The organism is Streptomyces sp. NPDC051041, assembly GCF_044456065.1.
GTDB classification, from domain to species: Bacteria; Actinomycetota; Actinomycetes; order Streptomycetales; family Streptomycetaceae; genus Streptomyces; species Streptomyces glaucus.
The window spans coordinates 1-1,121 of sequence record NZ_JBITFM010000046.1; the positions used below are offsets into that span (position 1 = coordinate 1).

General features: G+C 73.0%; 1 protein-coding gene. It reads right to left on the bottom strand.

The window, feature by feature from the left end; all coding sequences use genetic code 11:
- The coding region (locus ACIBAI_RS28935; RefSeq protein WP_399038788.1) for a maltotransferase domain-containing protein at positions 1-1,121 on the bottom strand (1,121 nt) is incomplete at both ends.

Genomic DNA, 1,121 nt, shown 5'->3' on the forward strand with positions numbered 1-1,121 from the left:
TCGGCCAGCACCCGCTCCCAGAACACCACCGGCTTGGTGTGCGGATTGTCCACCCGGAAGATCCGCACCCCGTGGCCCATCCAGTGCCGCAGCACCCGCAGCGTCTCGGCGACCAGACCCTCGAAGTCGGCGTCGAAGGCGATCGGATAGATGTCCTGGTACTTCTTGGGCGGGTTCTCCGCATAGGCGATCGACCCGTCGGGACGGTGGTGGAACCACTCGGGGTGCTTGTCCACCCACGGATGGTCCGGCGAGCACTGCAGGGCGAAGTCCAGGGCCACCTCCAGACCCAGCGCACGGGCCCGCTCCACGAAACGGTCGAAGTCCTCGATCGTGCCCAGCTGCGGATGGACGGCGTCGTGGCCGCCCTCCGCGGAGCCGATCGCCCAGGGCACCCCCACATCGTCCGGGCCGGCGGACAAGGTGTTGTTGCGGCCCTTGCGGAAGGTGGTGCCGATCGGATGGATCGGCGGCAGGTAGACCACGTCGAAGCCCATCGCCGCGATCGCCTCCAGCCGCCGCGCGGCGGTGCGGAAAGTGCCGTGCGGCCGCTCGGGCGTGCCCTCCGAACGCGGGAAGAACTCGTACCAGGACCCGAACAGCGCCCGCTCCCGCTCCACCAGCAGCGGCAGCGGCGGCGAGGAGGTGACCAGCTCCCGCAGCGGATGGCGGGCCAGCACCGCGTCCACCTCCGGCGTCAGCGCCGCCGCCAGCCGCGACGCGGCCGGCCGGCCCTCGTCGCGCAGCGCCGCCACCGCGGCCCGCACCACCGCGCGCCCGGCCTCCCGCGGCACCCCCGCCGCGGCCCGCTCGTACAGCCGCGCCCCCTCCTCCAGCACCAAAGCGATGTCGATACCGGCCGGCACCTTGATCCGCGCATGATGCCGCCAGGTCGCCACCGGATCGCTCCACGCCTCCACGGCGTACGTCCAGCGGCCCTCACGGTCCACGGTGACGGTGGCGCCCCAGCGGTCGGTGCCCGGAGCCAGCTCCCGCATCGGCGTCCACGGCCCCGGCCGGCCCTGCGGATCCCGCAGCACGACATTGGCCGCCACCGCATCGTGCCCCTCCCGGAACACGGTGGCCGACACCTCGAACGACTCACCCACCACCGCCTTGGC